Origin of the sequence: Schaalia meyeri (assembly GCF_900105015.1) — a bacterium.
GTDB classification, from domain to species: domain Bacteria; phylum Actinomycetota; class Actinomycetes; order Actinomycetales; family Actinomycetaceae; genus Pauljensenia; species Pauljensenia meyeri.
In genome coordinates this window covers 83,040-104,988 of sequence record NZ_FNLK01000008.1, presented here as the reverse complement: position 1 = coordinate 104,988, position 21,949 = coordinate 83,040, and the positions used below count along the sequence as shown (strand labels likewise).

Here is a 21,949-nt window from a genome sequence, read left to right as displayed (position 1 = left end):
GCTAGAGGGGATGTGGCATCGTAGGGACATGGACATGTCAGCATTCATTGCCGAGCTGGAAGCGCGCTTCGACGAGGCTCGTAGCCGTGACCTAGAGGAGCTCGCCAATGAGCTCACCGATGCGGAACGCGCCTCCGTCACCCTCTCTGCCCGACTCGCCGGAGCCGAGGGCGTCGTCAACCTTGCGTTGCGCGGGGGGCGTGTCGTCACGGGAGTCATCCTCGATTCGACGCGGACGTGGGTGCTGGTGCGAGGTGGTCGCGATGACAGCCTGATCATGCTCTCGGCCGTTGTCGGGGCGTGGCCCCTGGGGCGCAGCGTCGCCCGCGAAGCGTTCGTTCGCGGGGGTGTCGGCGTCGGGCATGTGCTTCGCGAGCTGAGTGCCCGCGGCGTCGGTGTCGTCATCGAATCCGACGCTGGCGATCACAGGGGGATCATCGATGCGGTGTTTTCGGACCACGTCGACGTCGCCCTCAGTGGACAGGCCCTCAGCTACGACGGCCGGGATGAACAGCGCGGGGTGAGCGTATCGCTGGCGTTTGCGGGGCTTCGTCGACTCCGCGTGCTCGGTCAGCGATGGTCGCCCGACTACTGAGCGTGCCCCGCCTTTTGGCGCTCGCGCGTCGCGGCGTACTGGTCCTGGATGAACTGTTCCAGGACGGACTCTTCGATCCGCCAGACGTGCTTTCCGCCCACCTGAATGGCGGGTAACTCTCCGGAGGAAACGAGGGCGCGGGTGGCTGACATGGTGAGGTTCAGGGTCTCGGCGACGTCAGCGAGAGTGAGGAATCGTGTTGCCATGGCAGCATGGTATCAGTTGGCGTTGATTCGTTTGATTGGTTTGAGTCGACAATTTTTCGCATGTCATTCGACCGGTTGGATCGGTTGGTTGCAATGGATGTTCGACAACCTACCGCTTTTTTGTTCAAGCGTGCATCATAGAAGAGTGAAACGCGCCTCAGCTTCAGTGTCGATTCCGACGCGCGCGCCCGGCAGGATGGACCGCCGATTCATCATCGGAGTGTCCCTGGTCGTCGCGTCCGTCATCGCTTTCAGTGCCCTCAGCGGTCTCCTGCGGGGAGGAAACCATGTCTACGCGGTGACGACCACCATCGCACCCGGCGATGCGATCACCGCTGACAACGTCAAAGAGGTCGTCGTGCGCGTCGATACCTCCGTCTACGCCCCGACCTCCGACTTTCCCATGGGAACCCGCACAACGCGCCTGCTGACTCCCGGGCAGCTGATCATGCGCGCCGATCTGGCCACCGACGAGCAGGGGCCATCCACCGACCCGGGTGACATGCTCCGGGTCGCCGTCACCGTGAGCGTCGGACTGCCGGACGGGGTAGCGGACGGGACCCGTATCCGGCTGTGGTCGGTTCCTGCGCGCTCCCAGTCCCAGTCGGGCAATCAGGCGCGCGAAATCGAGGGAAGCTTCACCTTCGTGCGCACGATCGATTCCCCGTCTGCCCAGACGCGGCGGGGGCAACGCATCGAAATACTGGCCAACGCCCAGTCGTTGCCCACACTCCTCGCCGCACAATCCTCGACCGACGGGCTCGCCGCTGTACCCGTAGGCGCGCCGTGAGCGCCGTCCACGGGGTCGTCATCCTCGCGGACCAGCGATACGAGGCGCCCCTCATCCAGGCGATTCACGACCGCGCCGATACGCTGGCCATCGTCCGGCGCTGCGCGGATCTCGCCGAGGTAATCGCCGCTGCGCGCGCCGGCATCGCCGACCTCGCGGTCGTCGAGGGCTCCGACCCGGACCTGACCGCCGAGGCAGTGGATTCCCTGCGCGCATGCGGCATGTCGGTGATCGCCCTCGCCCCGCACGCGGATCGCGCGAGGCTGCGCGCTCTCGGCGTCGCCTCGGTCGCGGCGCCCGGCAGCCCCGACCAGGTCATCAACTCGCTGATCGCGGCGACGAGAACTCGGCGAATTCCCGCGGCCACGGCCTCGTCGAAGCCGCCGCCCCCGCCGCCTCCCGCGACCCCCGGCACTGTCCTCGCCGTCTGGGGAACGTCGGGGGCGCCCGGGCGCACGACGCTGGCAGCCGGAATAGCGACGATGCTCGCAAAGACGGCATCCACCCTGCTCATTGACGCGGACACACGCAACCCGACCATCGCGCACCTGCTGGGGATCCCCGTGCACGCCTCCGGCCTGTCCGTCCTGGCCCGCACCGCCTCTCGCGGCCCCCTGACACCCGAGGACACGCTCGGGGCAAGTGTGCGCCGATCCGATACCCTCGGGATCGTGACCGGGCTCGTCACCCCGCACCGGTGGCGCGAGGTGAGCCGTCCCGGTATCGAATCGATAGTCGGGGCGGCGCGCCTGAGCGCGCGTTTTTCGGTCATCGACCTCGCCGACTCATCCCTAGAGAAGACGACGCGCGGGGCCAGCCGGGATGACGCGGCCATCGGCGTCCTGGAGAGGACCGACCGGCTCATTATCGTGGCGCGCGGGGACATCGTCGGTATCAACCGGCTGTCCCTCCTGGCGCGCTGGTGGGACGAGCACGGCCGCGACGTCCCCGTCGATGTCGTCGTCAATCGGGTCAGCTCGGACGCAATCGGGCCTCACCCGTTGGCCTCCCTGCAAGCCGCCATCGGGGCCTTCATGCCCCGGCGCATCTTCCATGCCGTCCCGGATGACCTTGGCGTCGCGCGGGCGGCCCTGCGCGCGAAGGCGCTGGGGGAGAGCGGGACCCAATGCGCCGCTACCGATGCGTTGGAAGCGATTGTGCAGCAGTGGATGCCTACACTGTGACCATGCGCGTCTACGTTCCTGCCATCCTGTCCGACCTGTCCGTCCCGCTGCCGCCCGTGCGAGGTGGCGTGGTGTGCGTGCCCGACGCGGCCATGAGTGCGGAGGACGTCGAGGTTCTGGAGGACGACGCCATTACCGAGGCCGCCCTGGCTTCCCTGGAGATGGCCCGCGAAACGGAGGGGGTGGCCGCCGCGCGCGTCGTGCTGGCCGTGGACACGTCCGAGGCAACGACGCCGAATCCGGGGGAACAGATCGCTCCCCGCATCTTTAAATCCCCAGCCTTTGAATACACGTGGTCTGACGTGGCCGCGATCCTCGCGGATCTGCCCGACGCCGCCGAAGCGGTCGCAGTCGTCCTGGCGGCGCAGACACAGGAGGCGGCCGACCGGGCCGTCGCCGATCTGTGGGAGTCCTCCCTGGCGTGGTTCGATACCTCCGAGCGGCCCGCGCTGCTGCAGCTGCACCGCTCCTAGGCGCGTACCCGCAGCGTCGATCCTGACTCGGCGAGTGGGCGCACCTGGATCTGGTCGGTGATCTGCGTGGCCATCTCCTCCACGTGGGAGATCACGCCGACCGTGCGGCCCGCGCTGCGCAGCGCCTGCAGCTGGTTCATGACCAGAGAGAGCGTGTGCGAGTCGAGCGAGCCGAAGCCCTCGTCAATGAACATCGTGCGCAGCTCCACCCCTCCGGCCTCGGCGGACACGACATCCGCGAGGCCGAGCGCCAGGGCGAGGGAGGTGTAGAAGGTTTCCCCGCCCGACAGCGTTCGGGGGCTGCGAACGGCGTCCGTGTCGTGGTCGATGACCGCCAGGCCCAGCCCGGACTTGCGCGAGGCGGTGCCGTCGTCCAGAACGGCCACCAGTTCGTAGCGGCCCGACGAGATGGCCGTCAGGCGAGGATTCGCGGCGGCCAGCACCTCCTCCAGGCGTGAGATGAGCACCCACGCCGACAGCGGCGTGGCCGTCAGGTTTTCCGGTCCCGACGCCGATGCGATGTCCGCGAGGCGGCGGATGGGGCCCGCCTGTGCTCGCGCGCGTGCCAGGTGCGACAGCGCGTTCGATAGGGCATCGTGGGCGGCGTCGAGCTGGGTGCAGTGTTGCTCAAGTTTACCCGAGGCCTTGGCCGCCTCCGCGCTGATGCGGCTGGCCCCCTGGGACGCCTCCGTCAGGGCGGCGACGTCGGGTGCCGCGGCGGTGGCGGCGCGGACGAGCCGGGGGGAGGCGAGTGCCTCTGTGACCGCGAAGGTCTCTTTCTCATGCGCGGCGACGCGCGCCTCCGCCGCATCTACCTGGTCCTCGGGCAGGAGCAGGCCGCGCCACGAGTCCGCGTCCAGCCCCTGGGCCGACAGCGCCCGCGCCAGCGCCCGGTGTGCGTCGTCGTGGGCGCGGTGGGCGCTATCGAAGTCTGAGCACGCGCGCACGAGGTGAGCCGCCCGCTGGGCGCTCTCGTCGAGTTGAGCGGCCCTGGCGTCCAGGGACTCGGCCCCCGCGCGTTCGCTCTCCACGCGCGCGGTCGCCTGTTCCAGGGACGCCCGTCGTTCCCGCAGCGATTGAGTCAGCGAGGCGGCGTTTTCGCGCGCCTGCGTCAGCTCTCCCGTGATCCCGTCGAGCTGGGCGCGCACCTGCGCAATGTCGCCTTCGAGGTCGGCGATTCGCGGCTTCAGGGCTTCCAGTTCGGCCAGGCGCGCGGCGGCCTCGTCGCGCTGCGATTCGAGCGTGGCCGTGGGTGCGCCCGCGGCCGCGTTGAGCTGGGCGATGCGGCGAACCAGGTCCTGATGCGCCGCCTGGGCGTCGCCCAGCGCGGCCACGGCCTGGTCGCGCGCGCGGTCCAGCTGGGCAACCTGTTCGCGCGTAATGTCCCCCTGGCTGGGGGGAGCGGGGGCCGGGTGGGTGGGGGAGCCGCACACGGGACAGGGAGATTCCTGCTCCAGCTGCTGCGCGAGAGCCGACGCGCTCTGCGCGATCCACAGGTCGTGCCCGTCCGCAGCCGCCGCGTTCGCGAGCTTCGCGCGCACCGTGGCCTCGCGCAGCGCGTCGGAGGCGCCAAGCAGCGCCGAGCGCAGCAGGTCGGCCTGCTGCGACGCCTCCAGGCGCTGGTCCAAGGCGCGCAGGGCCGCGCTCTGCTCGGGCAGGCAGCCCGCGTCGGCGCGCATGAGCGCCAGTGCGTCACTCGCTCGCTGAATCGCCTGGGGCAGCGCCTCGCGCGCGTCCTCAAGCGTGGCGATCCGCTCGCTGGCCGCGTCGCGTCGCTCGGTGAGGGAACGGATCTCCTCCCGTAATCCGGGCAGCGAACGCTCCAGGTTGAGGGAGGCTTCAAGGGCCCCGCGCCTTCGCGTCGCCTGGTCCCGAACGCGTTGCGCTTCCTCGCACAGGTCGGCGACCGCTTCGGGCGTGAGGGTGCGGGGATCAAGCGGATCCGCGCCCCCGGCCGCCACCGCCGGGGCCAGCGCCACAACCTGGTCGCCGACCGCCTCCAGGCGCTCGCGAGCGGCCTCGTCGGCGGTCGCGTGCGGGGCGATAGCCAGCGCCCTTCGCGCCTCGCCTGCGCGCGTGCGGGCCGCGTCGATGTCCGCTCGCGCCTGCGCCAGCTCCTCCAGCCGCCTATTTGTGCGCGCGTACTCGGCCTGATCGTCGGCCAGCGCCCGCGCCTCGGTCAGGGCCTGGGACGCCTCCCGCGCGGCCTTAAAGGCGCGTCGCGCGCGCGCCTGAGCCCGCTCGTGCAGGGCCCGCCCCCGATCGCAGGCGGCGCGCGCCCACCGGGCCACGTCGCATGCGTCCTCGGCACCCGCGTCGAGCTGATCCGCCAGGATCGCCGATGCCTGAACCTTTACGCCTCCCTCCGGTTCTTCCTCCTCGCCGAGCGCGGCGTCCAGGGAGCGCATGTGGTCCAGGGCCGCGACGGCCTCGGCGCGCAGCCGGTCAATGTTGCGCCGCGACGCCGCCGCGGCATCGGCCAGGGCGCGCGTGAAGTCCGTGTAAATCTGCGTGTCAAAGATGTCGCGCAGAATGTGTTCGCGCGAGTCCGACGTGGCGGTGAGGAACTGCGAGAACTTGCCCTGCGGCAGCACGATGGTCTGCAGAAACTGGTCCTTATCCAGCCCGACGATCCGGGGGATCTCCAGGCCCACGTCGCGCGGCCCGGAGGCGATCGCGTCGACGGTCCGCCACCCGTCGGGTGCGTCGGGGTCCTCGACGACGCGCGTGAGGGTTGAGCGGGAGTTGCGCTGGGATTTCTTGCCGACGGGAGTGTAGGCGGGGGTGCGGGTTACTCGGTAGATGCCGGAGGCAACCTCGAAAACCAGGTCGGCCTCCGACGGGTCGGAGTCCCCGATGTGGTTCGAGCGCAGCCTGTCCTTTGATGCGTCCTTCGTACGGGCCACGTCCCCGTAGAGCGCGAACGTGATCGCGTCGATCAGCGTGGATTTGCCGGACCCCGTGGGCCCCTCCAGCAGGAACAGCCCGGAGTCATCGAACGCCGAAAAGTCAAGCGTGTGAACGCCTGCGAAGGGGCCGATCCCCGTGATGCGCAGCCAACGGATCTTCACTGCATGTCCTTTCCGCGCAGGCCAGCCCACACGTCCTGGGCCAGCGCGCGCTCCGTGGGGTCCAGGGGCCTGCCCCCCACGGCCTTGTAAAACTCCGCCGTGACCTCGCGCGGGTCGCGTGAGGCGGCCGCAGACAGCGCCGGGGCCAGGGCGGGCGCCCGGGAGGGTCGGTGCGTGACGACCAGGGCGAAGGGATAGACCTCCCGGATGCGCGGCACCATGCGTTCGGGGCGCGCCGCATCCGTCACCGTCACCGACACGTACGAGGCCGTGGTCGCCTCGTCCGGCTCCTTCAGCAGCTCCTCCATGGTCCCCTCCAGGACGGCGATGGCCCGCAGCGTGGGGATTGGGACGGCCTCGATGTCGGTGATGGAGGTGGCGTCCGTGGTCAGGAGGGTGACGGATTTCGTGGCCCCGGCCTCTGAGAAGGAGTAGGCGATGGGGGAGCCCGAGTAGCGGATGGGCACGGTGGCCCCCGAGACACTTTGCGGGCGGTGCAGGTGCCCGGCGGCCACGTAGTCCAGGCCGTGGCCCAGGGGAGTCTCCCCGCCCAGCGTGTCAAAGAGGTCGGCCGAGATGGAGGGCACGCCCCCGACCTGGATGTCGCGCTCCGAATCCGAGGAGCGTGCCCCTGTGATGAACGCGTGCGGCATCGCAATCGCTGGGCGTTGATCGCCAGCTTGGCGGCGCGCCGACAAGTCTGCGTGGAGGCGGCGCAGAGCCGCCCCCAGGACGGCCTGGTGTGAGCGGGGCAGGGGGCGCGGCAGCCCCGACTCCCCGGTGGGTTCTAAGTCGGAGAGCGACTGGCGCACCAGGTCAGGTTCCAGGTAGGGAATCGGGTACACCAGGGCGCCCCCGGCCGCAATGGCCGACCCGATGGCCTCAGGATCGGTGACCACGTGCAGCGACGGGGTGAGCATGTCTGCGAACAGGCCCAGGCGCGCGGCCCCGTCGTGGTTTCCGGAGGTCAGGATCACCGTCGTGATCGCGGTCAGAGAGCGCAGGGCGCGGCGCATCCTGGCCAGCGCGTCAACGGGCGGCACCGCACGGTCGAAGACGTCGCCGGAGATCAGCACGGCATCCACGCCGCGTCGGCGCACCAGCGCGATCAGCCAGTCGATGAAGGCGTCAGCGCTGTCCCCCAGGTCAGCGCCGTGCAGCGTGCGCCCCAGGTGCCAGTCGGAGGTGTGCAGAATCAGCATGGTCCCAGTGTGACAGAGCGCGCCCGCATCTGCGTGCGTCACGCGCGCTTGGAGGGCGGACACCCGATGCGCATGCCCTGCCAGCCGATAGCATGGGGGCATGACCAAGCCCTTCCTGATGCTGACCTCGCGCGATGACGGTCCCGTCTTGAGCGCGGAGAGCGCGGACCTGCCGCGATTCTCGGGCCTGACGGCCAGCGAGATTCGCCGGGTGCGCATCGAGAGGGAGCTGCCCGACCTAGATCTGTCGCAGTACTCCGGTGCCTTCGTGTGCGGGTCCCCCTGGGACGCGGGCGCCGACGACCACCTGAAGGAGGAGCGGCAGGTGCGCGCCGAGTCGTGGCTGCGATCCTTCTACGATCGAGCTCTGGCCGAGTCCTTCCCGATCCTGGGGCTGTGCTACGGCCTGGGGACCCTGACCCTGCACCTGGGCGGCGTCATCGACACCCACCACGGGGAGGACATCAGCGGCATCGCGCTGACAAAGACCGACGCGGGCCGGGACGATCCGCTGCTGGAGGGCACGCCCGACCGTTTCCACTCCTACGTGGGACACCACGAGGCGGTGCGCGAGCTGGCCCCCGGCATGCAGGTACTCCTGGCCGGGGATGCCACCCCCATCCAGATGGTGCGCGTGGGCCAAGGCGCGTGGGCGACCCAGTTCCACCCCGAGATGGATCTGAACGGGGTTACCGTGCGCATCAATCAGTATGCCGACCGCTACTATCCGGCCGAGAAAGCCGAGTCGATCCGCGCCCAGGTCGCCACCGTGGACACGGACCCCTCGCGCCTCATCCTGCGCAATTTCGTGCGCCTCTTCCAGCGCTGAGGCCCAGGACCCCGGAACCAGGGGGCGATGGGGTCTGCGCCGTGCCCCCGGTATTGTCGAACGCACCGTGGTCGAAGGGGAACGGCGAGGTACCGGACGTCAAGGGGGCGAGAGGTCCGCATCCAGCTTGTCAGCGTGGAGGCGGACCCCTCGCACTTAGTGCCGCGCAGCTTTGTGCGCTGCTTGTGATGGCGACGGACCAGAGCAGCGTTGCTACTCGCCTAGCTCCGCGTACTGATGGACACGCCGGGCCCGGTACCTGAGTATGTACAGCGTGACGAAGCAACAGAGCGCACCGAGCAGGGCGCCATTCGCGATTCGCGATGGCGTCGTGAATCGTTCGTAGCTGCCTCCGTCGCCGGCGATCGCGCTCACCGTTGCCGCCACTATCGAGATGGTCGCGAAGACGATCCCCGCCCATTCGAGGATGCGAGGGAACAGGCGCGAAGTCGTTCGTGCGCAAGAGCGCGACCAGCCCGGCATCTGGCAGGCGAGGAGTGCGGCGCACATGGCGGTCGTGAGATCGGGTGAAGGCATCCCGGACCTGGCGATGGCAAACCCGATCGATGCGATGAGCATCGCAACAAACGCGGAGGCGAACACCCCGCGCAGCGCTCTGTCTGTGCTTGTCGGCATTGTCTCGCGAGTACCGACTGGGGCGGATTGAAACTGTTGCATCTTCCTTTCCTTTTCCTCCATCGAGTTGGCGGTCATTGACGGTGTGCGCAGCGGTACTCTCCCCAGCACTCATGCGTGAATCCCCGGAAAAACCCAACGGATCCGCTGGTTCCAATGGGGTCCTTGGCGCCGTGGATATGCGGGTCGCAGGAGCGGTAGGTGTGATGCTGGGCGGATTACTAGGTCTTCCGCGCGTGTTGCCGCGCCTCGCGCTGGCACAGCTTTTTCGCGATCGTCGTGGGAACGCGGTGGACAAACATGAGGGCGAATCCGCCGTAGAAGCACCAGTTCATCGGTGATTTGCCTGTGATCATCGAATAGAAGACGGTGCCGACCAAGAGGGCACACGCCGTTGCCAGGAGCAGTTTCGATGCAACGCGACCGATATTCGCATGGTTCGCGGGCTCTCTTAGCGGCGAGATGTGTGATGGGGTTTTCATCCAAAGCTCACCTGTAGTAGCAGTAGTTGTGCTGGCGGCATTCGCCCTTGAAGCCCTGACTCCACCCGAGGTATCCGACCCCGAGGGTCGGCGAGGCAGCGGCCGCTGCCTCGAGTGCGTAACCGAAGGATCCGTTCCACATGCTCCATGCAACTTCACCGGATTTTGCGCGCGAGACGCCGTCGTTGTACGCGACGGCGTAGCCGAGTGCGAGTATTGCGAGGATCTTATCGACTGACTGAATGCCCTCAGCAGATTCGTTTTCGCCGACCGACGCGACGGCTGTGTCACTTATTGTTGAGAGTGAATTCCCCGGCACGGCCCGTGTGGGGACAGCCGCGCCTGCTGACAGAAGCGCCGCGCGGACAGTGGTCGCGAAGGCCCTATGTGGTTGTCTTCATCGCGACCACTTCCTCGTGTTGGGTGGTTATAGCGACCGTCGCTACACTTTGCTTTCATTGTCGCCTGGCGTAACGGCTTGTCAAGCAGATTTATTAGTGTAGTAGATCATATTATATTGTTTTGGTTTGTAATTATTTCCCGAAGGTGATAATGGGTCTACCAGGTCGTCTTGCTGGCCGCCTCGGCCGTCGCCACCGCCTCCAGGAGCCTGCGCGCGGACGCCACCTTGGAGGCGCGCTCGCGGTGCACCCTCTCAGCGTCACCAGCTGCGGCCCGGTCGATGGGAAAGGGCGAGGCTCCGGCTGCGTAGGCGTCAAGCGCGCACGAGGGCTCCCCGGGGGAGTGTGAACACAGGGGTAGGCACCAGGAAGCGGCCTCTGCCACCTCGGGGAAGACCCCCAGCACGTCGGCGACGCTCACGTGACCCAGCCCGAAGGAACGCACGCCCGGGGTGTCCACGATCCAGCCCCCACCCTCAAGCTCGAAGGCCTGCGAGGAGGTGGAGGTGTGCCGCCCACGCCCCGTCACCTCGTTCACGCGGCCCGTCGCCCGGTGCGCGCCTGGCACCAGCAGGTTGATGAGGGTCGACTTGCCCACCCCCGAATGCCCGACCAACACCGACCAGTGCCCGGACAGTGCCTCGCTCAGCTCCGCAACGCCCCGGTGTGATCCCTGGCCCGCGGCGCTCGTGAGCACGACTCGCACGTCGAAATCCTCGTAGGCCTCGATGAACTCGTCCGGGCTGGCCAGGTCCGTCTTCGTCAGCACCAGGACGGGGGAGAGCCCCGCCTCGAAGGCGGCAACCAGGCAGCGATCGATCATGCCCGTGCGAGGAGGAGGATCCGCCAGCGCCACGACGATGCACATGGTGTCCGCGTTCGCCACGATCGCCTTCTCGCCGCGCTGATCCGGCGCGTCCTCCAGGCATCGGCGCAGCACGGATGCGCGCTCCTCGACCGCGACGATGCGCGCCAGCGTGTCCGTGCGCCCGCTCAGGTCGCCCGTCAGGCGCACGCGGTCGCCCATGATGACCGCGCCTCGGCCCAGCTCCCGAGCCCGCACGGCGACCACGCGCGTGCCGTCCCCATCCAGGGCCACCCGGTAGCGTCCCCGGTCGATGCCGACGATGCGGCCCAGCGGCTTAGCAGACCAGTCGGGGCGGTCCTTCGTGCGAGGACGCGACCCGCGACCGGCGCGTACCCGCACGCGCGGATCGTCCGTCCCCGTGTCGCGGCGCGCCATCCTACTCGCCCCCCTCGGGGACCGAGGCCGGGGAACCCCCGGCGGAACGCGGTCCCTGCCCGCTCACCATGGAGCGCCACATCGCCTCGAAACCGGGCAGCGTCTTTGCGGTGCACGCGATGTCGTCCACGGTGATGCCCGGCGTCACCAGGCCCAGGATCGCGCCGAAGGCCGCCATCCGGTGATCCGCGTAGGAGCGGATCGTGGCCGCCCGCAGGGGGCCGGGCGTGATGACCAGGCCGTCCGTTTCCTCCACCGCCTGCCCGCCGGCCCGGTTAATCTCGGCCGCCAGCGCCGCCAGCCGGTCGGTCTCGTGGCCGCGCAGGTGAGCGATCCTGGTCAGGCGGGAGGGCGTGGACGCGTAAGCGCACACCGCCGCAAGCGTCGGGGTGAGCTCGCCGACCTGTGCCATCGTCGCGTTAATGCCCGGGTAATTCCACGCGCCCGGGCCCGCCAGGGTCAGACCGTGCTCGTCGAGGGTCAGGCGCGCGCCCATGTGGCCCAGCAGCGCCCGCCAGGCGTCGCCCGCCTGCGTTGTCCTCCCCGGCCACGCCGGGATCGTCACTCGCCCGCCCGTCACCATGGCGGCCGCCAGGAACGCGCCCGCATTCGTCAAGTCCGGCTCCACCGATATGTCCCCGCCGCGCGGGCGCGATGGGAAGATGTGCCAGGTCGCCAGGTCCGCATTTCCCTCGTCCACGACCTCCAGATCGACGCCCGCATTGGCCAGGCACGCCAGCGTCATCTCCACGTGCGGCATCGACGGGACGCGGCCCGGGGCGGACACAAAGAGCGGGGCCTTGGTGAGGGGCGAGACGAGCAGCAGCGCCGATAGGAACTGCGACGAAGAGGAGGCATCCACCCACGCCTGGGCGCCGAGCGGCGTGCGCAGTGGCCCGCGAATCGTGAACGGCAAGTGCCCCGGCTGTCCGTGATAGGTCACCGAGGCACCCATGCGCGCAAGCGCATCCAAGAGCGGGCCCAGCGGGCGCGCATAGGCCTGCGGGTCCCCATCGAAGAGCGTTTCCTCGGTGGCCAGGGCCGCCAGGGGAGGCAGGAAGCGCATGACGGTGCCAGCCAAGCCGCAGTCGATTCGCCCGCCGCGAGGCGGCAGCGGCATCGGGGTCACCCGCAGCGCCCCCTGGCCCGCGCCTTCGATGCGCGCACCCATCACCTCCAGCGCGTCGGCGAACAGGCGCGTGTCGCGAGCATCCAGCGCCCCCGTGATGGTGGAAGGAGAATCGGCGACGGCGGCCAGATACAGCGCCCGGGCAGTCAGTGACTTTGAACCCGGCACCGCAACCGTGGCGTCCACGGGCGAGCTCGCGAGGGGTGTCCGCCAGGGGGAGAGACTCACGAAGCGTTGCCGCTCAGGCGCGCCTCTACCGCGGCCTCGGCGGCGGCGATCGCCCGGCGTCGGTCGCGGCGCAGCGCCCGCGCAACGGACGCCGAAGGCCGACCCACGCGGTCGGTCGACGCGATCAGGACGCCGCCCACCAGCCCCAGCTTGTTCAGCGTGTGGCAGCGGCGGCGCTTGATCTGCTCCCTCGTCAGGTGATCGGTGTCGCCCCAGATGGGAGCGCCCACGAGAGCCATCGGCGCCCCGATGACGGCCAGGGTCAGCGCGCTGCGTCGCGGGTGACGGCCAAGGGCGAAACGCAGGCCAGCAGCCAGAGTCACCGCGCCCGTCACGCGGGTCGCGACGGCCAGCTGGTCGTCCGTCAGAGGATCCAGGCCGACGGCGTCGGTCGCCCGATCGATCAACGGGCGAACGTCCGAAGCGCGCTCGATATGCAAACGGGGACGCGCCAGGGCATCCATCCCGTCGGCGATGAACGGGGCGGCGAGCAGGGGACGGGCGAGGACACGCAGCAGATTCATACCCCTATTGTTCGACACGTCGGTCCCATCCGGAAGCCGAATGGCCATGCTGCCCCCAAACAACAGGCAAAAAGTGTTGCAACGCACACTCTGAGGGGTTGTGGAATAAAGCGGCTCGTGAGGCGTTCCCCTCAGTATGATCACTCGTCCGCCCCCGCTACACCCGACGCCCGCGCGCGCGGCTACGCTGGGAGGCGATGGACACGACGACCCCCTTACCGACGCCAGCGGACACCAGCCCCGCCCCGGCCTCGTCAACCGAGGAAGACGCGCAGCTCCAGGCGCGCTTCATGGACGAAGCCATGCCCCTCATGAACCAGCTCTTCGGAGCGGCCCTGGGCATGACACGCAACCGGGCCGACGCGGAAGACCTGGTCCAGGAAACCTACCTGAAGGCCTACCAGAAGTTCCACCAGTACAAGCCAGGCACCAACATCAAGGCATGGCTGTACCGGATCCTCACCAACACCTATATCACCGGTTACCGCAAAGCCCAGCGCTCCCCCAAGCGAGCCTCCACCGACACCGTCGAAGACTGGCAGCTGGCCGCAGCAGCCTCCCACGCGGAATCCGGCCTCAAATCAGCCGAAGTCGAAGCCCTGGAAGCACTGCCCTCCACGCAGCTGCGCGACGCTCTCAATTCGCTCAGCGAGGAGCATCGGATGGTCGTCCTCATGGCTGACGTTGAGGGAATGAGCTACAAGGAAATTGCCGAAGAACTAGGAGTTCCCATGGGGACCGTCATGAGCCGCCTCAACCGGGCGCGCAAGAACCTGCGCGTATCGTTGGCCGACGTCGCCGCGGAATACGGAATCGGAGGGGCCAAGTGAGCGCGAACATCACCTGCCAACAGGTCCTCGACGCGCTGTTCGCGCTCATCGACTGCGAAGAGTGCGACCAACGCAGCGACCTCATCGACCAAGGCGCCGTCCCCGGACCCGACGCCCGCGTCCGCGCACTCATGCGCGAACACATCGCCGCATGCCCGCACTGCGCCGACGCGCTGGACGCCGAACGCCACCTGCGCGTCCTCCTGCGCGACTGTATCGAGGCTGAGGAAGCGCCCCCTCACCTGCGCGCCCGCATCGTCGCCTCCCTCACCAGCGTGTCCGTCACGTGGCGTTAACGTAGCGTCCCTCCCCAGGCATGGGCGGCATTTCTAGCGCGCCGCAGGCGTTTTCCATCGCGGGGACATCTTTCCGTGTGGGTGCCGTTTTCGTCGTGGCCGCTATCTGCCCCATCGGCCAGACTCGCGGCGCCCGATTTTTTCGGTGACCTTCGTCGCCGGGCCCGAGGGTGCCATGGTGGTTTGCATCAAGATGTGCAAAAATGCTTCAGTCTGGACAACAAACCCAAGGAGAATGACATGTCGAAGCGGGGTCGTAAGCGTCGCGATCGTCGTAAGAACGGCGCGAACCACGGCAAGCGTCCCAACGCCTGAGCCGTTACACGTCGCGCGCCCGGACCGGTTGGTTCGGGCGCGTTTTGTCTGCCCGCCATGCAGAACCGCCGCGCGGCCCGCAGGGATCGGCGCGGGCCCCGAGCGCGCTCACTTCCTGATGATCTGCCTGCGTGGATAGCCCCTGATGGCAACAGGGGCGATGGTCAAGCTGCCCGTGTGGGGGACATCGGTGGCCCCTCGGCGCATCTTAGCGCGCAGGTGCGCGCGTCCATGGTCAAGCTGCCCGTGCAGGAGGAACCGATGCTGGATATGTTCGCCAGCAGTACGGGTACGCAGGGTGTCAGCAAAGCCGCCGTGTGGCAGGCCTGGCTCCGGGTACCTGTGTATAGGTGATTGCCCGCCTCGCTGAGGGTAAGTAAACCCGCTGTGTGGTGGGCGTGGCTCCCACGCGTGGCAACGCCCGGCTTCCGCACCCGAATATATCTGCTCCTCCGTCGGCTGCCCCCCACGCATGGCGATGCCCGGCTTCCGGGCCTCGTGAGGCTTGTCGTGGGTTCTGGTTGTTCTATCGGCGTTAGGCCGCGGGCTGTCGAATCGCTGCGTCGCAGACTGTGTGGCGTGTTGTGGTTACGCCGGGGCCTACCCTGCTGCCGCCTCGCCTCAGGGCGGTGTTTCTGGATAGGAAACGCTGTTCTGGATAGGAACGGTGCTTCCTGGATAGGAAAATAACCTATCCAGAACGTCATAACCTATCCCGGAGAACGTTTCCTATCCAGAAGTCACACCGTTGCGGTGCTCCTGCCGTGGAAGCGGCGACCTGGAGCTTCTCATCGCGCTGCTGGCGGAGTCCATGGGGCCTGGCTCGGCATTATCGCCCTGCTGGTGGACTCCGTGGGGCCTGGCCCGGTATCGCTGGCCAGCTGCGGTTCTCCTCGTCGTTCTGCTGGTGGACTCCGTGGGGCCTGGCCCGGCATCATCGGTCAGCTGTGGAGCTTCTCATCGCGCTGCTGGCGGACTCCACAGGATGCGAAACTCTGGAGATGCACCTGTGTGCCCGATGGTGCGGATCAGTCTCAAACGCAAGCTATCCCAATCGGCGTAGTCCGGCCAACTGACTCGGATGACGTTCCACCCCGCGTCCCTGAGGTCCTGATCGCGTCTGATCCAGTCGCGTTTTGCCTGCATGAGGCCGCTGCGTGTTTCGCCCATTTTTCCGATTCCATCGAACTCGATGATGATTCGAAGATCTCTAATGACGATGTCTGCGAAATAGTGTCGTCCACGTACATCGATACGCACCTGTGTGTGCACCGGGAATGGGCATAGAGATCGGACGAGCCAGAGTAACGCTGCCTCGGCTGGGTTCTCGCAGCCGGGGTCGATGGTGCGAAGGATTGCGCGTGCACGCTGTAAACCCCGTCGAGTGGTCGCGTGGGTGAGCCGCTCCAATAGCTGGGACCGGATCTGTTCCGCTTGCTCGCGACAAACAGGTTGGTCGAACATGGAGAAATGGCTCCACTTGTGTAGCGCCATGCAGCCCAGGGTGAAGGCTTCGAGCGGGTCCTCCTGGAGTGCGCAGCGGATGAGTGCATCGAATGGGTGTTCTGTCTCCAACCCGTTGATACGTTCACGATCGCTCGTAATCGGAGGAATGCTTGAACATGAGACGACTGTTCCGGGAACCGTCGTTGTGCCGACAGTACAGGAGGGAAGATGCGACGTGCACCGTCGGCTGGGCCGGTAGATGGTAATGCGCGGGTTCGTGACCCATCCATGGATGCCGTTGAGTCGTAGGCAACTGGGGCCAACATAGAGGACTGGCTGTTGATGTGACACGTTGACCGCATGCATTCGGGCCCGGTTCACTGCATCCCAGATGTCCCAGGGAGATGATTCCGCAGAGGTGAGTGGGAGCGCCGCAAAGATGCCGCGCATGATTCGCACCATAACCGGAGCGGCTTCTCGGTGCTGTGGCGTCGATAGTGTCTCTGTGATGACGATAGGAGTGCGGTTCATACCTCTAGCTTGATATCGGCGTGTGCCCGGCCAATAGCTAGAACTGAACCCCTGTGGATATCGGAAATCGTGGCCGTTCCCTGTGGAGAAGACTCCGAAGATATGTTCTGTATTCGCATGTCGATGGTGAAGGGTGAACGTGCCTGGCATCATCTTGCGGGTACTGGTTGTGTAACTGTGGTCGCAGAGGAGATGAGTGGTTGTGACGGGACGGAGCTCCCATCCGGTGCGTCTCCTGGATAGGAAACGCTGTTCTGGATAGGAACGGTGCTTCCTGGATAGGAAAATAACCTATCCAGAACGGCGCAACCTATCCAGAACGGCGCAACCTATCCAGAACGGCGCAACCTATCCAGGAATCGCCGACAGGGCCGATGCGGTTGCTCAAGCCGAACACCTCTATGCGCGGGGCGTGCACCTTGTGGGAGTCTGCGGGGTTGGGGACGGTTGCAGGTCGCTACAAATCGCCTGCGAGGATGAATCTCCGGCGTATCATGGCCCGTCCACCCGTCCACCCGTCCACCCGTCCACCCGTCCACCCGTCCGTACGGGCGTCCGTGCGTGCATGCGCGCGGGCGGGCGCGTTGAGGTGCTTCGCGGGTGGGGCGGGAAAGAACGCGACGAAGCAGATGCGTGTGCGAGAGATCCCGATTATTGCGAAGATCTGTGTCTGGGATCCGCGTTCTGACGAGTGGATGTACAGGTGGGTTCCGAAGCGTGTGTGCCGTCCTAGGCGTCCGCCGGGGTTGCTCCCGTCCACTCGTACCAGCCCTGGTGTTGCACGATCCACGCCATCAGCGCGTAGCCGGCCTGCCCGGGCAGGGTCTGGCCGTCCTGGCCGCGCGCCAGGGAGGCCGCCATATCCTCGAACCACTGGTCGTGGCTGACCAGCGGCGTGTAGCAGTCGACGAAGGGAATGCCCCGGCGGGCGCACACCTCGGAGCACGAGGAGGACAGGGCTTTGAGGGAACCGGCGTCGACTCCCGCCAGGGGAGGGGGACCGACTACGAAGCTGGGGATTCCGAGCGCGGTCGCGCGGTCGGTGATGTTCGCCAGGTTCAGGCGCGAACGCGCTGTGGAAACACCGGCCGGAATGTCCCCGGGACCGACACCGATGACGAGGCCGTGTGGCTCCCCCTCCGCCAGGCGCGGCAGGACCTCGGACTCCCAGCGAGAGGACATCTGCCTGGTTGTTTCGGAGGGAACCGCGAGGGTCAGGAATGTTGCGGGCAGGTCGAAGGTCGAGTGGGCGTTGACCCGGCCAACCCATCCCAGTCCTCGTGGGTCGCCGACGCCCGCGACGAGCTCGTCGCCGATGAAGCAGATGCGCATGGTGGTCCTTTCTGGGTGTGTTCTTGGCCCGCGATCACCGGGAGCCAAGGACGCCGGTTAGCCTTCGAATGCCTGGGCAATAAGAGTAGCTGCCTGTTGCTTGTGGAGCGACGCGCGTCCGGCTGCCGTCGTGGCCGATTCGGGTCGCGAGACCAGTCGCACGGGGCGTTCCAGGGAGGGGAATAGGTTGAGCGCGAGGTGAGGCCACGCGCCCTGGTTGCACGGTTCGTCCTGCACCCACGCGAGGCAAGCGTGCGGGTACTGGCCCAACACCGAGGCGATCTCGGTTTTGGGCAGGGGATAGAGCTGTTCCAAGCGGATGATCGCGGTCGAGGAATCGGCGAGGCGGTCGCGCTCATGGGCCAGGTCGTAGTAGAGACGTCCCGAGCACATCAGGAGGCGCGTGACGGACGCGGGATCTGGATTCGCGACGTCGCCGATGACCGGCTGGAATGCGCCCGAGGTGAACTCGTCGATGGGCGAGGCCGCGGCCGACAGGCGCAGCAGCTGCTTGGGAGTGAAGGCGATGAGTGGCTTGCGCGGGCGCTTGTAGGCCTGGGTGCGCAGCATGTGGAAGTAGTTCGCCGGAGTGGAAGGCTGGACGATCCACATGTTGTCCTGGGCGGCCAGCTGCAGGTAGCGTTCAATGCGCGCGCTCGAATGGTCGGGCCCTTGGCCCTCGTGGCCGTGGGGGAGCAGCATGACCAGCGAGGAACGCTGGCCCCACTTTTGTTCGGCGGAGCACACGAACTCGTCGATGACGGTTTGAGCCCCGTTCGCGAAGTCACCGAACTGTGCCTCCCAGACGGTGAGGGTTTCGGGGCTTTCGAGCGAGTAACCGTAGTCGAAGGCGAGGACGCCGCATTCACTGAGGGGGGAGTTCCACACGTCGAAACGCGCCTGGGACTGCGTCAGGAAACGCAGGGGAGTGAACTCGCGTCCGTCGGTGGCGTCGTGCAGGATCGCGTGACGCTGGACGAAAGTTGCGCGCCCCACGTCCTCGCCGGACAGGCGCACGCCCGTACCCTCCATGAGGAGCGTGCCGAACGCGAGGAGCTCCGCGAAACCCCAATCGATAGGCCGACGCCCCAGCGACATGTCGTGGCGGCGTTCGCACAGCTGACGCAGCTTCGGGTGGGGATGGAAGCCCTCCGGGAAGCGGGTGTGGGCCCGCCCGATGCGCTGCAGCTGTTCCTCGGGTGCGGCCGAGGTCCAGCCGATCATCATGCCGGTGCCGGGCAGCTGGGATTCCGGCATGGTCCACTGTTCGTTGGGGGATTCCCCGGCCTGGCCGACGCCGGCGGTCAACGCGGGGTCGTGCGTGCGGCTGCCCGGATTCACCCGGGAGGCCGCGCCCGCCCCGCCCGCCCGGATCTCCTCCAGGATGCGCCCCAGTTCGGCCTCGTAGCGCGCGATGGATTGGCGGGCCTCGTCCTCGGTGAGCTGGCCCCGCCCAACCAGGCCGCGAATGTACACGGCGCGCGTGGAGGGGATGCGGTTGATGAGGGAGTACATGACGGGCTGGGTCATCGATGGGTCGTCGCCCTCGTTGTGCCCGCGCCTGCGGTAGCACAGCATGTCGATGATGACGTCCTTGTGGAAGGCGTTGCGGTACTCGAAGGCCAGGTGCGCGCAGCGGACGACGGCCTCGGGGTCGTCGGCGTTCACGTGCAGGATGGGTATTTGCAGGCCTTTGGCCAGGTCGGTCGCGTAGCCGGTCGACCGCCCCTGCGCGGGTCCCGTGGTGAAGCCGATCTGGTTGTTGACGATGACGTGGATCGTGCCGCCCGTCTTGTAGCCCTCGAGCTGGGAGAGGTTGAGGGTTTCCTGGACGACGCCCTGACCGACGAAGGCGGCGTCGCCGTGGATGAGGATCGGGATGATGGGCAGGTCGGGGTCGCCCAGGTGCTCCTGTTTGGCGCGCACGATTCCCTCAAGCACGCCGTCGGCCGCCTCCAGGTGCGAGGGGTTGGCGCCCATGTACACTTTGGTGGCCAGGCCGTCATCCAGGGAATACACGCCCCACGTGCCCAGGTGGTACTTGACGTCCCCGGATCCCTGGACCGAGTTGGGCACGTAGTTGCCCTCGAACTCGTCGAAGATTTGCGCGTACGACTTGCCGGCGATGTTCGCCAAAACGTTGAGTCGCCCGCGGTGCGCCATGCCGATGGCCACCTCGTGGATGCCGGTGCGCGCCGAGTCCGCCAGGATGTGGTCCAGCAGCGGGATCAGGGATTCGCCGCCTTCCAGGGAGAAACGCTTTTGCCCCACGAACTTCGTTTGCAAAAACTCCTCGAAGGCCTCGGCGCGGATGAGGGTGTCCAGGATGTGTCGCTGGGCGGCGGGCGAGGGGGCCTCGTACGGCCCTTCGATGCGTTTCTGCACCCACGCGCGCTGGCTGGGATCCTGGATGTGCATGTATTCGATGCCGACGGTGCGCGTGTAGGTGTCGTGCAGCCTGGTCAAGATGTCGCGCAGCAGCATCTGGTCCACTCCGCCGAAGCCGTCCGTGGGGAAGGGTCGGTCCAGGTCCCACACGCTCAGGCCGTAGGAGGAGATGTCCAGGTCGGGGTGCTGACGGACGCGGTAGGCCAGGGGGTCCGTGTCGGCTGCGAGGTGACCGCGGGAACGGTAGGCGTGGATGATTTCCGCGATGCGCGCGGGCTTGCCCTTGTCGCGGCTCTGATCGTACTCGTAGTCCGCCTCCCACGAGTAGGGGCGGGTGGGCACGTGCAGGGAGGTGAAGACGCGCTCGTAGAACCCGTCGCGGCCCGACAGCTTCGCATCCACGAGGCCGAGCAGCCTTCCCGACGCGGCGCCCTGAATGATGCGGTGGTCGTAGGTGGAGGACAAACACATCGTCTTACCGATACCCAGGGAAGCGAGCCTCTTGGGGGAGACCCCGCGGAACTCGGCCGGGTAGTCGGTGGCGCCGACGCCAACGATGAGCCCCTGCCCGGCCATGAGGCGCGGCACGGAGGTGGTGGTACCCAGGGTGCCGGGGTTGGTCAGGGTGACGGAGGCCCCCTGGAAGTCAGCTGTCGTCAAGGTGGCGGCGCGCGCTCGGGAAACCAGGTCCTGGTAGGCGTCGACGAATTCGGAGAAGGTCAGGGTGTCGGCGTCGTGGATGACGGGCACCTTCAGGAAGTGGTTGCCCGAGGCGTCGGCGACGTCGATGGCCAGGCCCAGGCCGATGTGCGCCAGGTTCTGGGCAGCCGGCTTGCCTGCCTCGAGGGTGTAGCGCACGTTCAGGTCGGGCATCTCGCACAGGGCTTCGACCAGGGCGTAGCCGATGAGGTGCGTGAAGGAGACCTTGCCGCCGACTGTGCGCGCCAGGTGCGCGTTGATGAGGGCGCGGTTTTCGATGAGGAGCTTGGCGGGGATTTGCCGTTGCGACGTGGCCGTGGGGATGGACAGGGAGGCTTCCATGTGCTTGGCGGTGGCGCGGCCGGAGGATTTGAGGACGCGGATCTCGTCCTGGGAGGGCGCGTCGTGCGAGCGGGTGAAGGCGGCGCGCCCGTGCTGCTGGCGAGTGTAGGGGCTGGTTGCTTCGGCGAGCGCGACGGGCGGTGCGGGCGGCAGGTCGGAGCGCGTCACGGAGATGATGGGCGCAAAGTAGGCGGGCGCGTCGGCGTCCTCTTCGATGTCGAGCGTCGGGGGCGTGGCGGTCAGGTGCGCGTCGCGGCCGCCGGGGGTGGTGGGGTGCGCGGGGACGGATGCGTCGCGGGCTAAGGCGGTGGCCGCCCGGGGTGTCGCGGGTGCGGCGCCGGGGATCGGGGGCCGCGCGGCGCGCAGCTGTGGGGGTGCTGATTCGGTGGAGAAATAGGCGCGCCACGAGGGGTCAAGCAGCTGGGGGTCGCGGTCGTAGAGGTCCCGCATCTTTGCGATGTACCACCGCGGGTCAGGTTGGGAAGCTGTGTGGGTGGGCACGTATTCCTCCGTTTGGGTCACGCCGCGCGCACAGGGGCTGTATCCCGCGCGATAGATTGCCCCGATTCTACCGCCGCGTGACGACGTTCACGAAACCTGGCCGACATGTGGCACGGGCTTCACGGGCCTGTGGTCCGCAATGGGACGGTCGTGAGCGAAGCGGCCCGGTGTGTGAAAAAGCGCGTGGGGGGCGAGGCCCGAGGCCGCTAGACTGTAACCATCATGGACTGCGACACTGCTGGCTTTGACGCCGCCCTTTCCCGTCACATTACCGTG

At 67.4% G+C, this 21,949-nt stretch carries 20 protein-coding genes; 8 read left to right on the top strand and 12 right to left on the bottom strand.

From position 1 onward, the window contains the following. Positions 1–28 precede the first annotated feature (28 nt). Entirely contained in the window at positions 29–595 is a 567-nt protein-coding gene (locus tag BLT68_RS03980) for a hypothetical protein (RefSeq protein ID WP_074632934.1), read from the top strand. Here BLT68_RS03980 and BLT68_RS03975 read toward each other — a convergent pair. Beyond that, a complete protein-coding gene (locus tag BLT68_RS03975) occupies positions 589–801 on the bottom strand; it encodes a helix-turn-helix domain-containing protein (protein WP_050695075.1) in 213 nt (70 codons plus the stop codon). The genes BLT68_RS03980 and BLT68_RS03975 overlap by 7 nt on opposite strands. 145 nt (positions 802–946) lie before the next feature. Here BLT68_RS03975 and BLT68_RS03970 point away from each other — a divergent pair, with 145 nt between their 5' ends. From BLT68_RS03970 to BLT68_RS03960, 3 genes are read left to right on the top strand one after another with little or no spacing between them, the layout of a single operon-like run. Next, entirely contained in the window at positions 947–1,591 is a 645-nt protein-coding gene (locus BLT68_RS03970) for an SAF domain-containing protein (protein ID WP_456300194.1), read from the top strand. Continuing rightward, positions 1,588–2,775, top strand: a complete 1,188-nt coding sequence (locus BLT68_RS03965; RefSeq protein WP_050695074.1) for a CpaE/TadZ family protein — start codon at positions 1,588–1,590, stop codon at positions 2,773–2,775. Before BLT68_RS03970 ends, BLT68_RS03965 begins: the two co-directional genes overlap by 4 nt. A gap of 2 nt (positions 2,776–2,777) precedes the next feature. Then, positions 2,778–3,248, top strand: a complete 471-nt coding sequence (locus BLT68_RS03960; protein WP_050695815.1) for a DUF6912 family protein — start codon at positions 2,778–2,780, stop codon at positions 3,246–3,248. On the opposite strand, the gene BLT68_RS03955 is transcribed toward BLT68_RS03960, so the two are convergent. Both BLT68_RS03955 and BLT68_RS03950 read right to left on the bottom strand, forming a co-directional pair. After that, positions 3,245–6,319 carry an AAA family ATPase gene (locus tag BLT68_RS03955; RefSeq protein ID WP_074632929.1) on the bottom strand — a complete coding sequence of 1,025 codons (3,075 nt, stop codon included), beginning with the start codon at positions 6,317–6,319 and terminating at the stop codon, positions 3,245–3,247. The genes BLT68_RS03960 and BLT68_RS03955 overlap by 4 nt on opposite strands. Then, positions 6,316–7,521, bottom strand: coding sequence for an exonuclease SbcCD subunit D (locus BLT68_RS03950; RefSeq protein WP_074632927.1), 1,206 nt, complete (start codon positions 7,519–7,521; stop codon positions 6,316–6,318). Before BLT68_RS03950 ends, BLT68_RS03955 begins: the two co-directional genes overlap by 4 nt. Before the next feature lie 100 nt (positions 7,522–7,621). On the opposite strand from BLT68_RS03950, the gene BLT68_RS03945 reads away from it, so the two are divergent. Beyond that, a complete protein-coding gene (locus BLT68_RS03945) occupies positions 7,622–8,350 on the top strand; it encodes a glutamine amidotransferase-related protein (protein WP_074632926.1) in 729 nt (242 codons plus the stop codon). Between the two features lie 213 nt (positions 8,351–8,563). On the opposite strand, the gene BLT68_RS03940 is transcribed toward BLT68_RS03945, so the two are convergent. From BLT68_RS03940 to BLT68_RS03915, 6 genes are all read right to left on the bottom strand, one after another. Next, positions 8,564–8,986, bottom strand: coding sequence for a hypothetical protein (locus BLT68_RS03940; protein ID WP_131800067.1), 423 nt, complete (start codon positions 8,984–8,986; stop codon positions 8,564–8,566). Between the two features lie 221 nt (positions 8,987–9,207). Then, positions 9,208–9,468, bottom strand: coding sequence for a hypothetical protein (locus BLT68_RS03935; protein ID WP_050695070.1), 261 nt, complete (start codon positions 9,466–9,468; stop codon positions 9,208–9,210). Between the two features lie 7 nt (positions 9,469–9,475). Beyond that, positions 9,476–9,787 carry a hypothetical protein gene (locus BLT68_RS03930; protein ID WP_074632923.1) on the bottom strand — a complete coding sequence of 104 codons (312 nt, stop codon included), beginning with the start codon at positions 9,785–9,787 and terminating at the stop codon, positions 9,476–9,478. Positions 9,788–10,026: 239 nt separating this feature from the next. Continuing rightward, positions 10,027–11,112, bottom strand: coding sequence for a ribosome small subunit-dependent GTPase A (rsgA, locus tag BLT68_RS03925; RefSeq protein ID WP_074632921.1), 1,086 nt, complete (start codon positions 11,110–11,112; stop codon positions 10,027–10,029). Position 11,113: 1 nt separating this feature from the next. Continuing rightward, entirely contained in the window at positions 11,114–12,427 is a 1,314-nt protein-coding gene (aroA, locus tag BLT68_RS03920; RefSeq protein ID WP_074632920.1) for a 3-phosphoshikimate 1-carboxyvinyltransferase, read from the bottom strand. Positions 12,428–12,465: 38 nt separating this feature from the next. After that, positions 12,466–12,993: a DoxX family membrane protein gene (locus BLT68_RS03915; RefSeq protein ID WP_074632918.1), complete on the bottom strand. Its 528-nt coding sequence runs from the start codon at positions 12,991–12,993 to the stop codon at positions 12,466–12,468. 197 nt (positions 12,994–13,190) lie between these two features. On the opposite strand from BLT68_RS03915, the gene BLT68_RS03910 reads away from it, so the two are divergent. The 3 genes from BLT68_RS03910 to BLT68_RS09530 all read left to right on the top strand — a co-directional run bounded on the left by BLT68_RS03910 (position 13,191) and on the right by BLT68_RS09530 (position 14,434). After that, entirely contained in the window at positions 13,191–13,823 is a 633-nt protein-coding gene (locus BLT68_RS03910) for a sigma-70 family RNA polymerase sigma factor (protein WP_050695065.1), read from the top strand. Continuing rightward, positions 13,820–14,119 (top strand): anti-sigma factor, encoded by a 300-nt coding sequence (locus tag BLT68_RS03905; RefSeq protein ID WP_050695064.1) that lies wholly within the window; start codon positions 13,820–13,822, stop codon positions 14,117–14,119. Before BLT68_RS03910 ends, BLT68_RS03905 begins: the two co-directional genes overlap by 4 nt. A 240-nt stretch (positions 14,120–14,359) precedes the next feature. Beyond that, positions 14,360–14,434: a 50S ribosomal protein bL37 gene (locus tag BLT68_RS09530; protein ID WP_370465157.1), complete on the top strand. Its 75-nt coding sequence runs from the start codon at positions 14,360–14,362 to the stop codon at positions 14,432–14,434. 957 nt (positions 14,435–15,391) lie between these two features. Here BLT68_RS09530 and BLT68_RS09300 read toward each other — a convergent pair. The 3 genes from BLT68_RS09300 to BLT68_RS03890 form a co-directional block, all read right to left on the bottom strand. Next, positions 15,392–16,330 (bottom strand): endonuclease domain-containing protein, encoded by a 939-nt coding sequence (locus BLT68_RS09300; protein ID WP_198482574.1) that lies wholly within the window; start codon positions 16,328–16,330, stop codon positions 15,392–15,394. 810 nt (positions 16,331–17,140) lie between these two features. Further along, a complete protein-coding gene (locus BLT68_RS03895) occupies positions 17,141–17,743 on the bottom strand; it encodes a GDSL-type esterase/lipase family protein (RefSeq protein WP_050695063.1) in 603 nt (200 codons plus the stop codon). Between the two features lie 57 nt (positions 17,744–17,800). Next, complete coding sequence (locus tag BLT68_RS03890; RefSeq protein ID WP_074632917.1) at positions 17,801–21,673, bottom strand: multifunctional oxoglutarate decarboxylase/oxoglutarate dehydrogenase thiamine pyrophosphate-binding subunit/dihydrolipoyllysine-residue succinyltransferase subunit; 3,873 nt, start codon at positions 21,671–21,673, stop codon at positions 17,801–17,803. Positions 21,674–21,949: the final 276 nt, after the last annotated feature.